This window comes from Brevibacillus centrosporus, assembly GCF_046622605.1.
In the GTDB taxonomy this organism is placed as follows: Bacteria; Bacillota; Bacilli; order Brevibacillales; family Brevibacillaceae; genus Brevibacillus; species Brevibacillus centrosporus.
Window position 1 is genome coordinate 2,729,846 of the sequence record NZ_CP176856.1, and the last position, 12,442, is coordinate 2,742,287.

11 protein-coding genes are annotated in these 12,442 nt (G+C 49.0%); 9 read left to right on the plus strand and 2 right to left on the minus strand.

What is annotated here, in order from left to right; translation table 11 throughout:
- The first annotated feature begins 197 nt into the window (after positions 1-197).
- Together ACLIN2_RS14050 and ACLIN2_RS14055 are read left to right on the plus strand one after the other, a co-directional pair.
- Positions 198-1,763, plus strand: a complete 1,566-nt coding sequence (locus tag ACLIN2_RS14050; protein ID WP_373863383.1) for an acyl-CoA synthetase — start codon at positions 198-200, stop codon at positions 1,761-1,763.
- Between the two features lie 112 nt (positions 1,764-1,875).
- Positions 1,876-2,679, plus strand: a complete 804-nt coding sequence (locus tag ACLIN2_RS14055; protein ID WP_411504326.1) for a transglycosylase domain-containing protein — start codon at positions 1,876-1,878, stop codon at positions 2,677-2,679.
- Between the two features lie 144 nt (positions 2,680-2,823).
- Here the strand turns inward: ACLIN2_RS14055 and xerS are convergent, their stop codons facing one another.
- Positions 2,824-3,936, minus strand: coding sequence for a tyrosine recombinase XerS (gene xerS / locus ACLIN2_RS14060; RefSeq protein ID WP_411504327.1), 1,113 nt, complete (start codon positions 3,934-3,936; stop codon positions 2,824-2,826).
- 173 nt (positions 3,937-4,109) lie between these two features.
- Between xerS and ACLIN2_RS14065 the strand changes: the two genes are divergently transcribed.
- From ACLIN2_RS14065 to ACLIN2_RS14090, 6 genes are all read left to right on the plus strand, one after another.
- Positions 4,110-4,484 carry a (2Fe-2S) ferredoxin domain-containing protein gene (locus tag ACLIN2_RS14065; RefSeq protein ID WP_411504328.1) on the plus strand — a complete coding sequence of 125 codons (375 nt, stop codon included), beginning with the start codon at positions 4,110-4,112 and terminating at the stop codon, positions 4,482-4,484.
- A gap of 302 nt (positions 4,485-4,786) precedes the next feature.
- Positions 4,787-5,980 (plus strand): glycine C-acetyltransferase, encoded by a 1,194-nt coding sequence (locus ACLIN2_RS14070; RefSeq protein ID WP_411504329.1) that lies wholly within the window; start codon positions 4,787-4,789, stop codon positions 5,978-5,980.
- The gene (locus tag ACLIN2_RS14075) at positions 5,977-6,939 is read left to right on the plus strand and encodes an L-threonine 3-dehydrogenase (RefSeq protein WP_411504330.1); all 963 of its coding nucleotides are present in this window, start codon (positions 5,977-5,979) and stop codon (positions 6,937-6,939) included. The genes ACLIN2_RS14070 and ACLIN2_RS14075 overlap by 4 nt, the downstream gene beginning before the upstream one ends.
- Positions 6,940-7,203: 264 nt before the next feature.
- Positions 7,204-7,998 (plus strand): helix-turn-helix transcriptional regulator, encoded by a 795-nt coding sequence (locus tag ACLIN2_RS14080; RefSeq protein WP_328211310.1) that lies wholly within the window; start codon positions 7,204-7,206, stop codon positions 7,996-7,998.
- Positions 7,999-8,133: 135 nt separating this feature from the next.
- On the plus strand, positions 8,134-8,697 hold the full coding sequence (locus ACLIN2_RS14085) for a GNAT family N-acetyltransferase (protein ID WP_411504331.1): 564 nt from the start codon (positions 8,134-8,136) through the stop codon (positions 8,695-8,697).
- Between the two features lie 163 nt (positions 8,698-8,860).
- A complete protein-coding gene (locus ACLIN2_RS14090) occupies positions 8,861-9,616 on the plus strand; it encodes a class I SAM-dependent methyltransferase (protein ID WP_411504332.1) in 756 nt (251 codons plus the stop codon).
- 88 nt (positions 9,617-9,704) lie between these two features.
- On the opposite strand, the gene ACLIN2_RS14095 is transcribed toward ACLIN2_RS14090, so the two are convergent.
- On the minus strand, positions 9,705-11,306 hold the full coding sequence (locus ACLIN2_RS14095) for an S-layer homology domain-containing protein (RefSeq protein ID WP_411504333.1): 1,602 nt from the start codon (positions 11,304-11,306) through the stop codon (positions 9,705-9,707).
- 155 nt (positions 11,307-11,461) lie between these two features.
- Between ACLIN2_RS14095 and ACLIN2_RS14100 the strand changes: the two genes are divergently transcribed.
- On the plus strand, positions 11,462-12,439 hold the full coding sequence (locus ACLIN2_RS14100; RefSeq protein ID WP_411504334.1) for a YpdA family putative bacillithiol disulfide reductase: 978 nt from the start codon (positions 11,462-11,464) through the stop codon (positions 12,437-12,439).
- Positions 12,440-12,442 lie beyond the last annotated feature (3 nt).

The following is a 12,442-nucleotide window of genomic DNA, read 5'->3' on the forward strand; positions in this document are numbered from 1 at the left end:
TCTATTCGGAGTAGTTCTTTTGTAATGTAAGACGAACCGGAAGGCGAATAGTTTCACAAAAACGGGTTGCCAAATGTTTCATTACCTTAGTAAATTATTTTGGTTCGAATCGACTATGAAGAGGAAAAATTGCAAAAACGTCGAATTATGTTACTGTATACTTGAAAAAAACGGGGGTGTTTCAGGTGAAATTGAACATGCCAGAATTTTATAATTTTGCGGCACAGGTGGATGAATGGGCGGTTAAGCATCCAGAGAAGCGTGCAGTTTGGGAGTTAGACGAGCAAGGAAACGAGGCTGTTTTAACCTATGACGAGCTGCGCCGTTATTCCAACCGTATTGCAAATGTCCTTGGCACCATCGGGATCGAGCAGGGAGACAAAGTATTGGTGCTCGTCCCGCGGGGAATAACCGCATACGGTCTGTATTTGGCGTTGTTGAAGCTGGGTGCGGTCATCATGCCAGGCTCAGAGATGCTTCGCTATAAAGATATTGAGTACCGAGTCAATCATGCGAAGGCGAAAGCGGTCATTGGCTTTGAAGGCATTCTGGAGGAAGTGGAGCCTGCCCGTGGACAATGCGACTCTCTCCGCCATTTTGTGACGATTGGCCACGCAAAGGACGGCTGGATTGGGCTGCAGGATCTACTGGGTGATCAGGATGAGGAGTTTGTTTGTGCCCAGACACGTGCAGATGAGCTTGCCTTTTTGTCCTATACATCGGGAACAACTGGCGGTCCAAAAGGCGTCATGCATGTACATGGTTGGCCATTTGCCCATTTGGCGGTAGCAGCCAAGCAGTGGCTGGACGTACGGGAAGACGATACGGTGTGGGCAACAGCGGGTCCTGGCTGGGCAAAATGGATCTGGAGTCCTTTTGTCTCCACGCTAGGTATGGGCGCGACAGCATTTGTTTACAAAGGCCGCTTTGGCGCAGAGACTTATTTGAATCTTTTGCAAAAATACCCTGTCTCTGTCCTGTGTGCGACACCTACCGAGTACCGATTGATGGCAAAAGTAACGGATCTGGATCAGTACAAGCTTCAGGCGTTGCGTTCTGCTTGCTCGGCAGGCGAACCGCTCAATCGGGAGGTCATCGATACGTTCCGCCGCGTATTTGATCTGACTGTACGCGATGGGTATGGGCAAACGGAAAACACCTTGCTCGTCGGTACCTTTGTCGGAGTTGAGCCAAGGCCTGGTTCCATGGGACGTCCGTCTCCTGTTGTACAGGTAGCGATTGTCGATGAGGAAGGTGCGGAGCTGCCGACCGGCAAAGTAGGAGACATCGCCATCGACCGCCACATGGTAGCGCTGTTTAAAGGCTATTTGGACGATCCGGAGCGCACGGCAAAAGCATTTCGTGGAGAATGGTACGTGACCGGGGATCAAGGACGGATGGATGAAGACGGTTACATTTGGTTCGAAGGTCGCTCTGACGATATCATCATTTCCGGCGGATATACGATCGGACCATTCGAGGTAGAGGATGCGTTGGTGAAGCATCCAGCTGTAGCAGAGTGCGCAGCAGTAGCCAGCCCGGATCCGGAGCGGGGGAATATCGTCAAGGCGTTTGTGATTCTGAAAAAAGGAAGCACACCGTCGGATGAGCTGACAGCGGAGCTGCAGGAGCATGTGAAGAATTTGACGGCTCCTTATAAATATCCACGAAAAATTGAATTTGTCGAGGAGCTTCCGAAGACCTCCTCCGGTAAAATCAGAAGGATCGAGCTGCGTCAAAAGGAGAAGCAGCAGCAGAGCTAACCTTTTTTCACTGTGTCTTACGGAAATGTAAGGTTCCTGTAAGTGGATTCGATGGGACGTACGCTGCCTTTTCCCTACAATGAGTACAGAAGCAAGGTAGGGGGAATCCAGCATGAATCAACTTTCCGTATCGGCGACCCATGAAAACGATCCTCTATTTACGATAAAGAATGTCGATAGACCGAAGCGAAAAAACGCATCCTGGAAAAAACGTTTATGGTTGCCTGTCATTCTGATCATCGTCTGCGTTTTTTCGCTTCCGAGCATGCTTAGCTTTGCTGGGAATGCATGGATCGATCAAAAGAAGCTGCAGCAGGTCGAGAAAGCGGCTTCTGGCAGCTACGTGACACTAGATGAGATGCCGGATTACTTGTGGCAATCCTTTGTGGCGATTGAAGACCATCGCTACTGGAAACACCATGGGGTCGATTATATCGCCTTCGCTCGGGCAATCTGGGCAGATGTACAAGCTGGTTCCTATGTCCAAGGGGGCAGTACGATTACGATGCAGCTCGCACGCAATCTATTCTTGACCCAGGACAAAACGATCCTACGAAAGGCAAAGGAGATCGCGATTGCCTATCAACTGGAACAGCGATACAGCAAAAAAGAGCTCCTGGAGATGTATTTGAATGTCATTTACTTTGGCCATGGCCAGTATGGGATCGAGTCCGCCAGCCAGCTGTACTTTGGAAAAAGGGTGAATGGAGCAGATCCGAGTGTGATAAGCCTCGGCGAGTCAGCCATTTTGGCATCTCTACCGAAGGCTCCAGAGGCATATTCTCCACTTAAGCATTGGGAAAAAGCGAAGGAGCGTCAAGCCGTCGTTCTGGGCAGGATGGTGGAACAGGGGCTGATTACTCAAGAGCAAAAACAAGCGGCGCAGGAAGAAGTGACCTTTGCGTGGGCAATCTAGCATGCCGAAAGCTTCTCTGTATGGATACAGGGAAGCTTTTTCGCCGTTTCTTTTTGCGAAACAGTTCTATCCACTTTGCTGCAAGCATTCCTATACTAAGGAAGAAAAAGCTGCCCATGATTAGAGCAGCCATTCCTTTCTTCATTATGTAGTGCGATTTACGGCTTTACTCAGGGCATCCTCCAGGACATGCGCGTATTGCATCGTTGTTTCGATCTTGGAGTGGCCGAGCTGTGCCTGCAACTGATGGGGATCGGGATTCAGCCGCAAAAACTGGGTGGCAAAACTATGGCGCAGCTTGTGGACGGACAGATCAGGGATTCCGAAAGCTTTGGCGTATTTTTTAACCAGCTTTTGCACAGAACGCACTTCGATACGATGTCCATGGGGATTGGAAGGGGAGACAGCTAAAAAAACGGCGTCTTCCTGTGCAGACGGATGGTAGTTGGCTCGAACCTGCAGATACTTGGCCAAGTACTCTTTTCCCCAGTCACTAAAGAAAGGTGCGTCCTCCTTTTTCCCTTTTCGAATCATCTTCAGCTGGTTTTTCTCCAGTACGATGTCAGACAGATTCAGGCTGACAATCTCGGATACCCGAAAGCCGCCAGACAGAATCATGGCAACGATAGCCGTATCACGATCTCTGTTTTGCATGTGGTACTGCTGCTTTTTTGTGGTTTGGCAGTGGGCAAGGTATCCATTGTAAATGAAATCAACGAACTGGTAGATCTCATCATCAATCAGGATTTTCGCCCGGATAGCATGCGCTCTGGCCAGAGGAGTCAGCTCCGTAGTCTCCAGCTCGATTTTTGCCAGTACATTGCGTGTCAAATACGATTCGCCACGATCATCTTCAGCGATGGCCGACAAATAATGAAACAAGGATTTGAGACTGGAAATCTTTCGGCTGATGGTCTTGTCACTATACTCTTTTCGCGAGCTTTTCGTTGGATGGCTCAGAAGAGCAGAGCGCTCATAAAGATGGGACTCTTGCAGGTAGAGGATGTAGCTTTCCACGGATTCCTTTTTCAGTTCATTGAGATCTGCCAAAGGGATCTCCTTCATGTCAGTTGCAGCAGTCAGTCCCTCTGTCATCATCCAGCGAAAGAAGAAAGAGCAGTCACGCAAATACCCGAGCAGCGTGGAGGGAGAGTTTTTTTTCGTTTTTTTATGTTCGATAAACTTTTCGACGTACCATGGGTAAGAGCCAATGGATTGCAAAAGCTGCAGGGCGTCGCGCTGTTTGGTCACCGACAATGCTAACACCACCAATCTTGTTGAATAGTATACGAACATATATTCTATCAGAAACAAAACAGTCTGGGAATTGCAAATTGCGCTATAGACAGGGGTTTTCTGGCAAGGTAAGATAGGGCGTATGTACATAAACCGTAGTACTTCCGTTTTATTGGGTTAAAGGAGGAAAGAAAATGGCAACATGGAACCTATCGCAAACCAAGCATCACGTTTTGCTATGCAACGGCAGCAGCTGCAACCGGAAAGGCGGAGAAGAAGTAACCATCGCCATCCGTGAGGCCATTGCCGAGGCAGGACTGGATGATCGTGTGCACACGACTCGTACGCGCTGCAATGGACGCTGTGAAGATGCGCCTGTCATGATCGTGTATCCAGAAGGCATCTGGTACAAACAAATTACACCTGAAATAGCGCCTTCACTGGTTGAGCAGCATTTTGTGAAGGGCGAGCCGGTAGCATCGTTAGTCTCGCACCGTTTTGAGGACGGCTTTGTCCGAGTAGGAGACGCACCTCAAGGGATTTTAAAATCAGAAAAAGTAAAGAAGTAGCCACAAACCGCACTTTAGCCTAAACCGCTGGAGGGTGGCTTTTTTTTTGCAGGAAACGCCAAGATTTCGAAGGGCTAATATGGAGGGTTCAGGAGAAATTATGAGGAACGAGATCAGAAAAAAATAGTGAAAACGCTCTCTGTAATGTCTTTGTCATATGGACACAACAAGAGAAAAGTGATAATCTTATTACAAATAAAGCTGATATCATGCGATTTCATTCAAATACTAATGTCTTTTTCAGGAGTACACATGTTTTTGTGGAAATTACTTCTACCACTGAAATGATGGAGGGATTCGACTTGGCGAGCAAAACCTTGACCACTTTTTTACATGAAAATTTGGCAGATCTGAAAAGCAAAGGACTATACAACGTAATCGATCCGCTGCAAAGTGCGAATGGTCCGGTAATCAAGATCTCTGGCAAAGAGCTGATTAACCTCTCCTCGAATAACTATTTGGGACTGGCAACGGACCATCGCCTGATCGATGCCGCAGTTGCTGCTGCACAGAAATACGGTGTCGGGGCAGGTGCGGTCCGTACCATTAATGGAACCATGGAGCTGCACATTCAATTGGAGGAAAAGCTCGCAGCTTTCAAGCATACGGAAGCGGCAATCGCGTATCAGTCCGGGTTTAACTGCAATATGGCCGCCATTTCTGCGGTTATGGACAAAGATGATGCAATTTTGTCTGATGAGCTAAACCACGCTTCCATCATCGACGGCTGCCGTCTATCCCGCGCTCAAATCATTCGTGTGAACCACTCGGATATCGATGATTTGCGTGCGAAGGCCAAGGAAGCTAGAGAATCCGGTAAATACAAAAAGCTCATGGTCATCACAGACGGCGTATTCTCCATGGACGGCGATATTGCCAAGCTTCCGGAAATCGTTGAGGTTGCTGAAGAATACGACCTCATGACTTACGTGGATGACGCTCACGGCTCGGGCGTGTTGGGTAAAGGCGCAGGAACCGTAAAGCATTTCGGTCTGTCGGATAAGATTGACTTCCAGATTGGGACTCTTTCCAAAGCCATCGGGGTTATTGGAGGGTATGTAGCGGGAAGACAGGAGCTGATCGACTGGCTCAAGGTACGCAGCCGTCCGTTCCTGTTCTCGACTGCGCTGACTCCTGCAGATGTTGCGGCATCGATTCAAGCCATCGATATCCTGCAAAGCAGCACAGAGTTGCACGACAAGCTATGGGACAATGGACATTACCTGAAAAAGGGTCTGAAAGAACTGGGCTTCGATATTGGTGCAAGCGAAACACCTATCACACCTTGCATTATTGGCGACGAACAACAAACACAGGAATTCAGCAAGCGACTGTATGAAGAAGGCGTTTATGCCAAAGCGATCGTGTTCCCAACCGTTGCAAAAGGAACAGGACGCGTACGGAATATGCCAACTGCTGCTCATACAAAAGAAATGCTGGATCGTGCCCTTGGCATCTACGAAAAAGTTGGGAAGGAAATGGGGATCCTGAAATGAAGAAGATACTAGTTACTGGCGCATTGGGACAAATCGGCTCGGAGCTCGTCATGAAATTGCGCGAGGTTTACGGAAATGACCAAGTAATCGCGACAGACATCAGAAAACGAGACGAAGACCTAGTGGTGCAGTCAGGGCCGTTTGAAATTCTCGATGTGACAGATGCCAATCGTATGTTCGAGCTGGCAAAAACTCATCAAGTAGACACCATCATGCATCTGGCTGCCCTTCTTTCCGCTACGGCGGAAGCAAAGCCACTGCTCGCGTGGAACCTGAACATGGGTGGACTGGTGAATGCTCTGGAAGCAGCTCGAGAGCTCAACTGCCAGTTTTTCACGCCAAGCTCTATTGGGGCATTCGGTCCTTCCACACCGAAAAATGGCACCCCGCAGGATACGATCCAACGTCCTACGACCATGTACGGGGTAAACAAAGTATCGGGTGAACTGCTGTGCGATTACTACTACCAGAAATTCGGCGTGGATACACGTGGAGTGCGCTTTCCTGGTCTGATTTCCTATGTAGCACCTCCAGGTGGGGGGACGACAGATTACGCCGTTGAAATTTACTACAAAGCCATCCAAGAAGGGGCATACACCTCTTATATCGCGAAAGACACATATATGGACATGATGTATATGCCGGATGCGCTGAACGCGATCATCAACCTGATGGAAGCTGATGCCTCCAAGCTTAAGCATCGCAATGCCTTCAACGTGACAGCCATGAGCATCGAGCCAGAACAAGTGGCAGCTGCGATTCGCAAGCATATCCCTGAGTTCAAGCTTTCGTATCAAGTGGATCCTGTTCGTCAGGCAATCGCAGAAAGCTGGCCGAACTCCATCAATGCGAGCTGTGCGAAAGAGGAGTGGGGCTTTACGTACGAGTACGACTTGGAAAAAATGACGGCAGATATGCTCACGAAGCTACGTGGGAAGCTGCTGCAAAAAGTCGGATAAATGAATACCTAACTGAAAGACTGTCGTCGCGGATAAAATTCCGTGAAGGCAGTCTTTTTTCTACAGTAAGAATTTATAAGATTCTTATCCAGTATAAGTTCAACTAAGACTGCGCCCAAAGGCTTGCCGCAGCCAAGTTTTCTAACAATTACTGGGTAGATTGGCTGTTCCATAGGAGGAAAATCTATGCTAGAATAATATGCGAACGATTGTTCTGGATGGTGAAATTCCCTCCGGAGTCCTGGCGCAAAGGATGGTGCAAGTATGGAGAATGCTGAAATTGATGCGCTGATCGCGTATATTCACCAATATATCGATGAGCCGCTTCCTCTATCACGATTGGCATCGTATGTCGCGTATAGTCCTTATCATTTTACACGTCTTTTTAAGGAAAGAATGGGTCTTCCACCGCTTTACTACGTGTCTTCGCTTCGCCTCCAAAAAGCAAAAGACCTCCTGATCCACACGAATATGAGCGTTCGCGATATTGGGTTGGAGATTGGTCAGCAAAGCTTGGGGACATTCTCTAGCCGTTTTACAGAAAAGGTTGGCGTTTCCCCGACGGAATTTCGCAACTCGGTACAGGCGACCCATACAAACCTTCATGCTTTGCGCTCGCTAGGGGAATGGCAGCTGGAGCATCCTGTTTCGCCGGGGCGAGGGCGAGTGGTTGGAACCGTACATAGCGATTACCCGTTTGAGGGTGTCATATTGATCGGCCTTTTCGCAAAACCTATACCGGAGGGACTCCCTCTGTATGGGACGGTTCTGTCTTCACTGGGGCATTTCTGTTTTACAGGAGTCAAACCCGGTACGTATTATCTCATGGCAACATCTGTTCTTTGGGAGATGCAGGCTTCAGAAATTTTACTTCCCCACACGACGCTGCGTACGCGCTCCAAAGAGCCGATTGTGGTCTCTTCAGGAGCCATCGTCCCTCATCGAGATGCATGGCTGTATCCACCGGCACCAGACGATCCCCCCATCCTGATTTCTCTTCCCTTGCTGGTAAATAACTTTCTTTCAAAAATTTCCAACCATCATCTGATCAATCAGTGACTGTGTATCGGCACGGAGTGAATCATCCGTTCCAGAGACGCCAGCAAGATGCCGCTGTTTCAGCCGGCTCCCGACAAGTTTAACGAGACTGTTCTTTCTTTTCATTCGAATCACCAAACAGGAAAAGAGGCCGCAATGATCATCGACAAACAGGAGTATCACGTGAAGGGCACTACGTATACGATACGATCAGCCGCTCCATCAGATGCAGAAGCGCTGTCTGGATTACGAGTCAAAATCGATGGGGAAACTGAAAATTTGGACAGAGAGCCCGGAGAAGCTTTCATTGATCCTGCAGGATTTGAACAGATCATCCAAATGGATGCACAGCTGACGAGAAATCTGTTCCTGGTCGCGGTTGTGGAGGATAAGATCGTAGGATTTTCCCGCTGTGAAGGGACCTATTTGACTCGTTTTGCTCATAAAGCAGAATTTGGCGTTTGTATCTTGAAAGCGTATTGGGGATTCGGTATTGGCAAAAATCTATTGAAGCAATCCTTGGCATGGGCGGATTCCAATGGCATCAAGAAAATAACGCTCAATGTCCTTCAGACAAATGGGAAGGCGATCCAGCTATACGAAAAGCTAGGATTTGAAGTCGAAGGAGTATGGAAGCATGATCGACTGCTCTCGGACGGAAACTACTATCACACAGTGGTGATGGGAAGGTTTGTGGAAGGGCAGGAAAGCGGGGAGTAGCACAAGGCGGCTCCAAAAAGGAACCGCATGGAAATTCGCGGAAAACAGGAGAGCAAACTTTTTACCATCGTCATATTCCCAGAATGGGTGATCGATTTGGAAACATCCTGCTATTCAAGCTGTACCTATTTTTCAATCAAGCGAGCAAGGAGGGATAAGTGGCATGGACGAGGCAGCCTATCGGGATTTCTACGAATCCATCGGGAAGAAAAATGGGTGGGATTTCACTCGCTTGCACGTGAAAACAAAAGGAGAGACATGGGATTTCACCCATGAAGTCCTGCAGCGATGCCGTCCAAACGATCTGGTACTCGATATCGGGACAGGTGGCGGAGAAGCCGTTTTAAAAATAGCCAGCCATGTGCGGCTCTTGGTAGGGATCGATCATTCAGGCGCCATGATCCAAAGAGCACAGGAAAATCTCGTCTCCTCACCGCACAGGAATGTCCGATTCTTTCAAATGGATGCGTCCGCCCTTTCTTTCCCCGATGGCTTTTTTGACATGGTTACGAGCAGACATGCTCCTTTTGATTCCTATGAGATAGCGAGAGTATTAAAGCCAGGCGGCGTTTTTTTGTCACAGCAAGTAAGTGAGCACGACAAGTATGCGCTCAAAAGCTGCTTCGGCAGAGGGCAGTGCTATGGTGAGGATGATGGAGCGCTGCGTGAAAACTACCGACGAGACCTGCAGCTTGCTGGCTTGGAAGTAGAGGTTCGGGAGTACGATGCGGAAGAATACTACCAGTCAGTGGAAGATGTACTGTTTCTACTCTTGCACACGCCGATCATACCGTCTTTTGGTGAGTACGCCGATGATTTTCATAAACTTCATACCTACATAAAGCAAAATAACAGCGAGCAGGGGATTCGGACCAACGCAAAACGGTTCTTGCTGGTGGCGACAAAAAAACACGAATAGCACGAGGACTGTACGCAAACAAAAGACAGTGACGCTTTCCGACTTCCTCTTGGTCGAAAGTAATCACTGCCTTTTTCTTTGGATGCTGTTACATTTTTTGTCTCGCTTGCGTAAGCGAGATCGAATTCGCGATCGAGGTCCACACATCCGTAGATTCAGAACCGATATACCAATAGGCGAGACCACCGATTTGCCAGGTCAGACTGGACTGTGCTTTTAGCCCAAGTGATCGACTCTCTTCCAGCCAGATGGAGTGGGATACGCCTTGCTTCTTGAAGGTAGAGCGGTACTGACCGATGGAGGAATCCCATTTTGTGCTCGCTTTGTATTGGGAGAGGAGCTGGTACGACTGCGGAATCGAGATGTCCGTAGACTGTAGCTTGCCGCCGGATTGATACCAGTCTCGAGTATAAAGCGGCATTCCAACGATCAGCTTTTGTGCCGGAACATCGTCGAGGACACCTTTGATCACACTTTCAAACCAAGGCAGCGAAGCCACAGAGCCAGCTTCCGTAGCTCCGACCCAATGTTCTTCATAGGCCATCAATACGAGATAGTCTGCATAGCTTGCCAATTTCGTATAGTCGAACGGTTCGCTCCAATCGGTGTCTGTATCGGGTGGTATATCGACCGACACGACAGCTCCTTTTGCATGCAAGGCAGCAGCGAGTTCTTTTACGAATGCCGTGAAGTTGTCGCGATCAGCAGGATTGAATCCTTCGAAGTCTACATTGATTCCGTCCAGCTGGTACTTGTCTACAAACGCGCTCAACTTCTGCACGACGGCCGTCCGTTTGGTTTTGTCAGACAAAACCGTATGGGTCGTGGCTGGATCAAACTGATTGCCAAACAAAGCCCACACTTCTTTTCCGTTTTTCTGTGCCCAATGAACGAGAGCTGCGTCAGAAAAATCGCTGACAGAACCGTCCTTCTGCAGGAAATACCAACGTGGAGAGAGCGTACTGACGCCAGATTTTTGTACCTGCGCAATAAATTCCTGTGTGGTGGACTGATACTGCCAGCCCAAGGACACCAATGGTTTTGCCGATACGGTCTGCGCATTCAATTCATCGAGAACTCGTTTCAGAAGGACGGCGGTCTCTTCGCGGGACATGGCGGCCGTCGGTCGGAAATAGCCTTGGTAGCCTACCAGCCATTTCTTGTTCATGGCGGCGCTCACCGAAGAGCGTGCCCAACTGGAAATCGCATTGGCATCTTTGACGGAAGGGGCGGCTGTAGAAGCTAGTTTCAGCCCCAACGCTCGCGTCAAAAAGGTTGCGGCTTCCTGGCGTGAAATCGTTCGATTCGGAGAAAACGTATTGGCACTCGTTCCGCTAGCCATGTTGAGAGACACTGCTGCTTGAATGTACCCATACGCCCAGGAAGATTTGGGCACATCCCCAAAGGACGCTACACTGCTTGAAACAGGCTTTACGCCCAGAGTGCGATCTAGCATTGACACAAACTCGGCACGAGTAACGGGATGATCCGGATGGAAATATCCGTTTTCATCGCCTGATACAATGCCGGCCTTTTGCAACGAGGCGATTTGCTCTTTTGCATAGCTGCTGGAAATGTCGCGCAGGCTGCTCGAAGCGGCTGTCGAGGCAGGGGCACTGACTCCCATCGTGAAGCAAAAGGTGAGCAAAACAATTGTTAGGAGCGACATATGTATGTGTTGTTTTTTCATCATACATCCAGTATAAGGAGAGATACCCAATCTTTCATTGATCATATATTGGCAGGGAATCAAGGGTTGACAACCGGGGAGAACGTATTTCGGACTCTGGGATATGATATGATAGTACGGAAACGAAAAGAGAGTAGAAACGGGGCGGGAGAGTTATGGAAGACGTACTGATCGTCGGTGCTGGTCCGTGTGGTCTGGCCGCAGCGATCGCTTGCAAAAGAGTAGGGCTAAACCCGATTAACATAGAAAAAGGTTCATTAGTCCACTCTATTTATCGATACCCGACGTATATGATTTTTCACAGCACGGCGGAATTATTAGAAATTGGAAAAATTCCTTTTACGACTGCTCATGATAAACCGACGCGTCAGGAAGCGCTCCAATACTACCGGCTGGTGGCATCACGGGAAGAGCTTCGTGTCCACACCTTTGAAACCGTGACTTCGACCGTTCGCACGGAGGTAGGCTTTCAAATAAATACGACGGATCGTTTTGGCGGCCAGCAAACGTATGAGACGAAGAATCTCGTCATTGCCACAGGATATTTTGACAATCCCAATCGGCTAAACGTGCCAGGCGAGGATTTACCGAAAGTATCTTCGTTTTATAAGGAAGCGCATCCGTATGCGGGATTGCGTGTTGCCATCATCGGCGGGAACAATTCTGCCGTAGATGCCTCCATAGAGCTGGAGCGCGCAGGGGCAGAGGTGACTGTCATTTGCCGCAGAACAGAGATATCCGAGAGGGTCAAAGCGTGGACGCGGCCTGTCTTTGAAAGCTTGATTGACAAGGGAAGGATTCGGATAATGTTCGGATCAACGGTCGAGTCGATCGGGGAGCGCTCCATTCGGGTAAAAACAGGGGATGAGATCCTGGATATCGAGAACGATCATGTGTTTACGTTGATTGGGTACCGCCCGGATCGATCCTTCCTGCAATCACTTGGCGTACAGATCGATCCAGAGACGGGTTCGCCCGTTCATCATCCGGATACCATGGAAACCGATGTGCCAGGACTGTACATCGCGGGTGTCATCGCATCCGGTCACCGGACAAAGTCCATTTTTATTGAAAACGGCAGATTCCACGGCGAGGGAATTGCCCGCCACATTACGTCACGCTTGGCCAGGTAAGCC

Bases quoted from the DNA above. Each gene is read 5' to 3' on its own strand.
- ACLIN2_RS14090 (WP_411504332.1), top strand. From the start codon at position 8,861: ATGGACGAGGCAGCCTATCGGGATTTCTACGAATCCATCGGGAAGAAA.
- ACLIN2_RS14100 (WP_411504334.1), top strand. From the start codon at position 11,462: ATGGAAGACGTACTGATCGTCGGTGCTGGTCCGTGTGGTCTGGCCGCA.
- ACLIN2_RS14055 (WP_411504326.1), top strand. From the start codon at position 1,876: ATGAATCAACTTTCCGTATCGGCGACCCATGAAAACGATCCTCTATTT.
- ACLIN2_RS14085 (WP_411504331.1), top strand. From the start codon at position 8,134: ATGATCATCGACAAACAGGAGTATCACGTGAAGGGCACTACGTATACG.
- ACLIN2_RS14075 (WP_411504330.1), top strand. From the start codon at position 5,977: ATGAAGAAGATACTAGTTACTGGCGCATTGGGACAAATCGGCTCGGAG.
- ACLIN2_RS14065 (WP_411504328.1), top strand. From the start codon at position 4,110: ATGGCAACATGGAACCTATCGCAAACCAAGCATCACGTTTTGCTATGC.
- ACLIN2_RS14080 (WP_328211310.1), top strand. From the start codon at position 7,204: ATGGAGAATGCTGAAATTGATGCGCTGATCGCGTATATTCACCAATAT.
- ACLIN2_RS14095 (WP_411504333.1), bottom strand. From the start codon at position 11,306: ATGAAAAAACAACACATACATATGTCGCTCCTAACAATTGTTTTGCTC.
- ACLIN2_RS14050 (WP_373863383.1), top strand. From the start codon at position 198: ATGCCAGAATTTTATAATTTTGCGGCACAGGTGGATGAATGGGCGGTT.